Raw genomic sequence first — 7568 nt, forward strand, 5'->3', positions numbered from 1 at the left:
TGGGGATCACGACGGGCTCACCACCCTCCATGACGGCGACCACCGAGTTCGTGGTTCCGAGGTCGATCCCGATGACTTTGCCCATGCTCTCCTCTTCTCGTTGCGGTTGGAGCCCGGCGGGGGCCGGCCGGCCCCCGCGAGCGAGCGATCTATTTAGAAGCGCCGGCTAGGGCCGGCGGATGTGCGCGCGGTCGGTAACGACCCGGCGTCACGGCACAGGAAGTGCAATCCCCATGCCGGTAGAGGGAGCGAAAAGCCCGCCGGTCTGGCGCGCTTGCGGGGCAAAGACTGCCAAAATGGCATGCCCCGGACCCGATGCTACTCGGGCAGCGCTCCGAGTCGGCGTTGGAATGAGACCGTGCAGACGACCTGAGCCGCACGAATTGGATCATCGCGGCTGGTGGTGATGGCGCGGGCGGCTGATATTGCGCCCGACTTCCACCGCTCACGAGGACTGCTCCTAGATGAAGCGACCCAGTCCCAGAGTTGCCGTTCTATGGACGTGCGCGGCGATCCTGATCGTCACCGGTGCCTGGACGTCACTCGGTGCCGAGGCCGCGGTCACATCGGTGGCCTCGGCCGCCGCGGTTCAGGCTACCGCCCAGATCAGCGTTCCGCAGGGCTCGCTCGACACGCCGCTACTCGACCGGCTGCGTTCGATTCTGGGCCTCTTCCTGTTGGCGCTGGTGGCTTGGCTCATGAGCGTCGACCGCAAGAACATCCCCTGGCGCGTCGTGATCTGGGGCATCTCTCTCCAGATCCTCTTCGCGTTCCTGATTCTGAAGACGCCGGTCGGAACCGAGGTCTTCGGAGTGATGAACCGGATCGTGATCGCGTTGCTCGGCTTCACGGTGGAAGGCGCGCGCTTCATCTTCGGTGAGCTCGTCTACGACAACGTGCCGGTGGGCACCGGGGCAGTGGGTCAGGGCGACTTCGTGGAGACGCCGGGTCAGGTGGCGCATACCGGTGCGTTCTTCGCGTTCAACGTTCTGCCGACGATCATCTTCTTCTCGTCGCTGATGACGGTGCTGTATCACGTGGGCATCATGCAGGTCGCGGTGAAGGGCGTGGCCTTCGTCATGCAACGGACGATGAAAACGTCGGGTGCGGAGACGCTGTCTGCGGCCGGCAACATCTTCGTGGGCCAGACCGAAGCCCCCCTCTTGATCAAGCCGTTCATCGATCGCATGACGATGTCGGAGTTGATGGCTGTGATGACCGGTGGCTTCGCGACCGTCGCAGGTGGCGTTCTCGCAGCGTACGTAGGGATCTTGTTGGCTTACTTCCCTGACATCGCGGGCCACCTCATGGCCGCTTCGGTGATGTCGGCTCCGGCCGCGCTCGTCATCGCCAAGCTCATGTACCCGGAGGACGAAACACCAGAGACGGCGGGGAAGCTCGAGGTCGATATCGAGAAACCTGATGTAAACGTCATCGACGCGGCCGCGCGCGGCGCTTCGGAAGGGCTCTATCTGGCGCTGAACGTAGGTGCGATGCTGCTGGCCTTCCTCGCGTTGGTGTACTTGATGAATGGCATGCTGGGGTGGGTCGGCGGCCTCGTCGGCCTCGAAACGCTCACCTTCGAATGGATGCTCGGATGGGTTCTGTCGCCGCTCGCCTGGCTGATGGGCGTGCCGTGGGTGGACGCGCCCGTGGTTGCCTCCCTGATGGGCGTCAAGACGGTGCTCAACGAGTTCGTCGCATACTTCCAGCTGGCCGCGACGCTCGGAGGTGAGCACCAGCTGCAGCCGCGCTCGATCGTCATCGCCACGTACGCGCTCTCTGGGTTCGCCAATTTCTCATCGATCGCGATACAGCTCGGCGGAATCGGAGGCATCGCGCCTTCGCGCAGGCACGATCTGTCGCGGTTGGGCCTCCGCGCCATGATCGCGGGATCGATCGCCGCATTCATGACCGCTACGGTCGCCGGGATGATCCTCTGAGCGCGGAGACGACGGTCGCCAGCGTCGATGTCGAAGCCGCCGCGGACTTCCTGCGCGGCCGGCTGCCCTTCATTCCCTCGGTCCAGGTGATACTCGGCTCGGGACTCAGCCAGCTTGCGACGCAGGTGAGTGACGCCACGACCGTGTCCTTCGAGGAAGTCCCGGGTTTTCCGCCATCGGGCGTCGAAGGACACAGCGGGGCGTATGTGGCCGGGCACCTCGACGGTACACCTGTCCTGCTGCAAGCGGGACGGTACCACGCGTATGAGGGACACCCCATGGAGGTGGTTGTCGCTCCGGTTCGAGTCGCCGCGGCGCTCGGTGTCGAGGTGCTCGTCGCGAGCAATGCTGCTGGTGGAATCGACGGCAAGCTCGAAGCTGGGGACCTCCTCCTCATCGAGGATCAGATCGACCTTGCGTTCCGGAGCCCGCTCGCGGGGCCGGTGCACGGTGGGGAAGAGCGCTTTCCGGACATGAGCGCGCCGTACGACGTCGCGCTCCAGCGTCTTGCTCTGGAGGTGGCTGCCGACCTCGGTATCGAGCTCACGCGAGGCACGTATGCGGCCGTTCTCGGGCCGTCGTACGAGACCGCCGCCGAGGTCCGTATGCTCGCTCGCCTCGGCGCGCACGTCGTCGGTATGTCGACCGTACCGGAGGTGACGGTAGCGCGCGCGGCGGGACTCCGTTGCCTGGGCTTCTCGATGGTCACCAACAAGGGGACCGGTCTCAGCCCGCAGCCGATAGGCCACGAGGAGGTGATCGAGGTCGGTCGCGTGGCGGGCGCGCGGCTGCGGCTGCTAATCAGCGGTGTCCTTGGGCGGTTGAAGGCGACCGGCTACTCCGAGGACACGGAGTGATTCAAAGGTCCGTGGCCTCCACCCAGCCCCGGAGCCGACTCGATCGCTCGCACGACGAAGCGGATCGCCCGTTCGACAGCATCGTGTACGGACTCTCCAAGCGCGAGCCCCGCGGCGGCGCCGGCCGAGAGCGTGCATCCCGTACCGTGAGTGTGAGGGGTGTCGATGCGCGGCCGCTGCCAGACCCGCTCATCGTCACCGTCCCAGAGCACGTCGACTGCGTCTCCGTCGAGGTGTCCGCCCTTGATGAGTGCAGCACCCGCGCCCAGCTCGACGAGTCTCCGGGCTGCCGCGCTCATGTGCCCGACGGTCTCGAGCGGCTCTCCTACCAGGATCGCGGCCTCGTGCAGGTTGGGCGTGATCAGCGTCGCCAGGGGCAGGAGCCTCGTGACGAGAGAGGCTTCTGCGTCGGAATCGAGCAACCGGGCTCCGCTGCTGGCGACCATGACCGGATCCATGACGTAGCGGTCCAGCGCGTGCGCTTCGATGGCGTCCGCGACCTCGCATACCAGCGCGGCGCTCGCCAACATTCCGGTCTTGAGCGCCTGGGGTCGGAGATCCGCGACGACCGCGTCGATCTGGGCGCGCACGTCCTGGAGAGGCACGCGGTGGATTCTGTGCACCCCGAGGGTGTTTTGGGCCGTGATCGCCGTCACTGCGCTCGTTCCGTACACACCGAACGATTGGAACGTCTTGAGGTCTGCCTGGATGCCGGCGCCACCCCCACTGTCGCTGCCCGCGATCGTGAGAGCAACGGGCTGGTGGGGCTGATCGGGCTGGTGGGGCCGATGGAGCTGATCGACGGACATCTTCGCGTCTTGTTGTCAGCGGTAGGGACGACGGGCCACAAGAAAAAGTGGTGGCACACGTGGGCTTGAGCCAGCGTCGGACCCGCATGGTCGGGCGACTTCGGATCCGCAAGTCGAGGAGGAAGGAGGGGCTCGTGCTCGTCGAAGGCGTACGCGCGGTTACGGAGGCGCTCGACGCGGGGGCGAACGGCCGCTTCGCCGTGACCTCCCCGAGGCTCGCACACACGAGTGGCGGCTCTGCGCTCGCGAACCGGTTGGCGGCGGCGGATCTCGAGCTCCACACCATCGACGACGCCGAGTTGGGCGAGCTGGCCGATACCGAGCACCCGCAGGGGATCCTGCTCGTCTGCAGCGAGCCTCGCGCTTCGCTCGACCTGGTCGAGGCAGGGGTGCGGCTGCTGGTTCTCGACGGCGTCCAGGACCCGGGCAATACGGGCACGCTGCTGCGGGCCGCGGTCGCCTTTGGCCTCGATGCGGTCATCGCGCTCGAGGGGACGGCGGACCCTTGGGCACCCAAGACGGTACGGGCGTCCGCCGGTATGGCGTTTCGCATTCCGGTGATTCAGGCGCGTTTGCTCGACGCCGTCGCCGCGCTCCAGCACGCTGGAGTGCCGTTGCGCGTCGCGGCCGCTGGCGGCGAGCCGGTTGGCGGAGACGAGCGTCAGGCCGGTTTCGCGCTGATCATGGGGAATGAAGGAGCGGGTGTCCGCGACGAGCTGAGAGATGCGGCGACGAGCACGGTGTCGATCCCGATGCGGGGACCCGCCGAATCGTTGAACGTCGGGATGGCGGGGTCGGTATTGCTCTATGAACTGACGAAGGAGTCAGGTGCGTGATGGAGGCATCGTTGGCCCCGATCATGGCCGGTCTCTTCGGGCTCGCCGTCGGCTCGTTCTTGAATGTCTGCACGCTGCGTTGGCCCCAGGGCGAGTCGATCGTCTCGCCCGGCTCGAGGTGCCCGAAGTGTCTGAAATCGGTGCGGTGGTACGACAATATTCCGATTCTGAGTTGGATGATTCTCCGGGCGAGGTGTCGATTCTGTTCCGAACCGATCTCGATCCAGTACCCGCTCGTGGAGCTGGCGAGCGCGCTCATCTGGGCGGGCGTCTTCGCGGCGCACGGTGCGACGCCCGAAGCGCTACGCGGCGGCGTCTTCCTATGGATCCTCTTCGGGATCTCGATCTCAGATGCGCGCTTCTACATCATCCCGAATCAGTTTTCGATCGGGGGCGCTGTCGTCGGAGTCGGGATGGCATTCCTTCCGGGTGGCATCGACTGGGTCGACTCGATCATCGGTGCGGCGGTTGGATATTCGGTTCTCTGGCTCGTAGGAGTCGGCGGCACGTGGCTGATCAAGAAGCTCTCGCCGGGCCGCCTTGAAGAAGCCGGTGTAGACCGGGCGATGGGTGGTGGCGACATCAAGATGATGATGATGGTGGGTGCCTTCATCGGGGTTTGGGGTGTCGCCGAGACGGTGTTCATCGGTTCGCTCTCGGCGCTGTTGGTCTTCGGCCCCATCTCATCGATCTCGAAGCGTCTGATTCCCCTCGGCGTCTTCCTCGCGGCGGCGGCCGCGATCTCGTACGCGTGGGGTGAGCAGATGCTCTCCTGGTATCTCACGCAGATCGTCGGACTTTAGAAGGGTGATGCTTGCGCCCCGGGCCGTTTGAGTCGAGCGTGATGACATGACGCTCCGGATGTCCCGTCTCTGCTTGCTTTTCGTCGCTCTTCTGCCGGCGTGCGCGGATGCCTCGTCGGGGGCACAGGACGACGTCACGGAGAGCGGAACCGAACGCATGGTGGAGCGACTTGCGCAAATCGCGGCGGGAATCGACCGTCAGCAGAGCCAGTTTGTGGGCTCAGCGCCGGTAGAGGCGTTACTCGCCAGGGGACCTGGACCGGGCCTCCAGGGGCTGATGACGTTCAGGGGCCAGCTTTCGGAGATGCTTCTCTACGCCGGGCGCTTCCAAGAAGCGACCGACAGCATGCAGTCGCTACTCGACGCGATCGACGCCGCCGGTGGAGGGATCTCGGCCGAGTTTCGCCAGGCTATCGCGGAGCTCCACGCCGGCGCTCTGCTCAAGTGGGAAGAGCAACTCGATTGTGTCGAGGCGCGTGACGTCGACAGGTGCCTGCTGCCCGTGGTGAACAAAGAGAGGCGCCCCGCGAGCGCGCCGGGGCGCGCAGCCGCAAGGGCGTTCGAGCGACTGCTGGAGTCGGATCCCAACAACCTAGGTCACCGGTGGCTGCTCAACATCGCCTATATGCTTCTCGGCGAGTATCCGGGCGGCGTACCGGCCCCGTGGCTCATCGAGCCCGCGACGTTCACGGCCGAGCACGACGTCGGACGCTTCCCGAATCGAGCCGCCGATATCGGCCTCGATGTGAAGGGCCATGCCGGCGGCGCAGTCATGGACGACTTCGATCGCGACGGGGATCTGGACGTGATGGTCTCCGGCTGGCTTTTGGAGGACCAGCTCCGGTACTTCGAGAACGACGGTCAGGGAGGATTCATCGAGCGCACGGATGACGCCGGACTGCGTGGCATCGTCGGGGGATTGAATCTCAAGCACGCGGACTTCGACAACGACGGCTTCCTCGACGTGCTCGTCCTGCGGGGGGCTTGGCTGTCGTACGGGCAGCCGAATTCACTCCTGAGGAATCGCGGTGACGGGACTTTCGAGGATGTGACGGAGGCCGCGGGCCTGCTCGACGCCTATTCGACACAGACCGCCGACTGGGCGGACTACGACGGGGACGGGTGGCTCGATCTGTACGTCGGAAACGAGTCGTCCGGGAGCCGGCGGAACCCGAATCAACTCTTCCGCAACAACGGAGACGGCACCTTCAGCGATGTCGCGCTGGCGGTGGGCGCAGGCGTGGTCGGATTCACGAAGGGGGTCGCGTGGGGGGACTACGACAATGATGGGGATCCGGACCTGTACATCTCGCTCATGCGGCAGCCGAATGTCTTGCTCGCGAACGAAGGTCCGACCCCGGACGGCGGCTGGTCGTTTCGGGATGTCACAGCGGAGGCGGGCGTGGCCGAACCGGAGATGAGCTTCCCCGTGTGGTTCTGGGACTACGACAACGACGGCTGGCTGGATTTGTACGTCTCGGGTTACTTCGCGACAGTCGGGGACATAGCCGCCGAGCACCTCGGCCGGTCTCACGCTGGCGAGGTTCCGCGGTTGTACCACAACAACCGAGACGGGACGTTCACGGATGTCGCCGCCGCGACCGGCCTCGACCGGATCCAGTACGTGATGGGCTCCAACTACGGTGACCTGGATTCGGACGGTTATCCGGACTTCTATGCCGGCACCGGGGACCCCGTCCCCGAGGCGATGATGGCGAACCGCATGTTCCGAAACGATGCGGGACAGCGCTTCCAGGAGGTGACCACGTCGGGAGGGTTCGGGCACTTCCAGAAAGGGCATGGCGTGTCGTTCGGAGACGTCGACAACGACGGTGACCAGGACATCCTGGTGAACATGGGGGGCGCGTACCCGGCGGATCTCGGCCGCAACCTACTCTTCGAGAATCCCGGCCGGGGTCATCACTGGATCACGCTTAGGCTGGAGGGCGTGACCTCGAACCGAGACGGGCTCGGAGCGCGCATACGCGTCACGTTGGACATGGGCGGCGAGACGGCGGAGTTACACAAGCTCGTGAGCGGCGGAGGGAGCTTCGGTGCGAATAGCCTGCAGCAGGAGATCGGGTTAGGCGTCGCGGTCGGGATTCGCGAGATCGCAATCACCTGGCCGACGACCGGACGAACGGATGTATACCTCGACGTCGAGATGGACCGCGTCTACAGGGTGGTCGAGGGCGCCGCCGAGCTCGAGCCGCTGACGGTGTCCTCGTTCAGCCTCGGCTCGGCGCGTTGACCGCGGCACGCGGCGCCGGGCGGACTCTGCTGACTTTCCGGCGGGCATCCCTCACTCTGCTCGGCGTAG

The 7568-nt window shown here is 65.6% G+C and carries 7 protein-coding genes; 5 read left to right on the forward strand and 2 right to left on the reverse strand.

The features are described 5' to 3' along the window. The coding region (locus IIB36_19775; GenBank protein ID MCH7533981.1) for an Hsp70 family protein at positions 1-85 on the reverse strand (85 nt) is incomplete at its 3' end. 379 nt (positions 86-464) lie between these two features. Here IIB36_19775 and IIB36_19780 point away from each other — a divergent pair. Next, positions 465-1943: a NupC/NupG family nucleoside CNT transporter gene (locus tag IIB36_19780; GenBank protein ID MCH7533982.1), complete on the forward strand. Its 1479-nt coding sequence runs from the start codon at positions 465-467 to the stop codon at positions 1941-1943. Continuing rightward, on the forward strand, positions 1895-2800 hold the full coding sequence (locus IIB36_19785) for a purine-nucleoside phosphorylase (GenBank protein MCH7533983.1): 906 nt from the start codon (positions 1895-1897) through the stop codon (positions 2798-2800). Before IIB36_19780 ends, IIB36_19785 begins: the two co-directional genes overlap by 49 nt. Here IIB36_19785 and thiD read toward each other — a convergent pair. After that, positions 2779-3609 (reverse strand): bifunctional hydroxymethylpyrimidine kinase/phosphomethylpyrimidine kinase, encoded by an 831-nt coding sequence (gene thiD, locus IIB36_19790; protein ID MCH7533984.1) that lies wholly within the window; start codon positions 3607-3609, stop codon positions 2779-2781. The genes IIB36_19785 and thiD overlap by 22 nt on opposite strands. 50 nt (positions 3610-3659) lie before the next feature. Here thiD and IIB36_19795 point away from each other — a divergent pair, with 50 nt between their 5' ends. The 3 genes from IIB36_19795 to IIB36_19805 are packed head-to-tail and all read left to right on the forward strand — an operon-like array spanning position 3660 to position 7499. After that, entirely contained in the window at positions 3660-4445 is a 786-nt protein-coding gene (locus IIB36_19795; GenBank protein ID MCH7533985.1) for an RNA methyltransferase, read from the forward strand. Next, positions 4442-5248: a prepilin peptidase gene (locus IIB36_19800; protein ID MCH7533986.1), complete on the forward strand. Its 807-nt coding sequence runs from the start codon at positions 4442-4444 to the stop codon at positions 5246-5248. Before IIB36_19795 ends, IIB36_19800 begins: the two co-directional genes overlap by 4 nt. A 58-nt stretch (positions 5249-5306) precedes the next feature. Then, entirely contained in the window at positions 5307-7499 is a 2193-nt protein-coding gene (locus IIB36_19805; protein ID MCH7533987.1) for a CRTAC1 family protein, read from the forward strand. Positions 7500-7568: the final 69 nt, after the last annotated feature.

It is taken from the genome of Gemmatimonadota bacterium (genome assembly GCA_022560615.1).
Lineage (GTDB): Bacteria > Gemmatimonadota > Gemmatimonadetes > Longimicrobiales > Gaopeijiaceae > UBA1138.

Coding starts and splice junctions, on each gene's coding strand:
- thiD (MCH7533984.1), bottom strand. CDS start 3,609: ATGTCCGTCGATCAGCTCCATCGGCCCCACCAGCCCGATCAGCCCCAC.
- IIB36_19805 (MCH7533987.1), top strand. CDS start 5,307: ATGTCCCGTCTCTGCTTGCTTTTCGTCGCTCTTCTGCCGGCGTGCGCG.
- IIB36_19780 (MCH7533982.1), top strand. CDS start 465: ATGAAGCGACCCAGTCCCAGAGTTGCCGTTCTATGGACGTGCGCGGCG.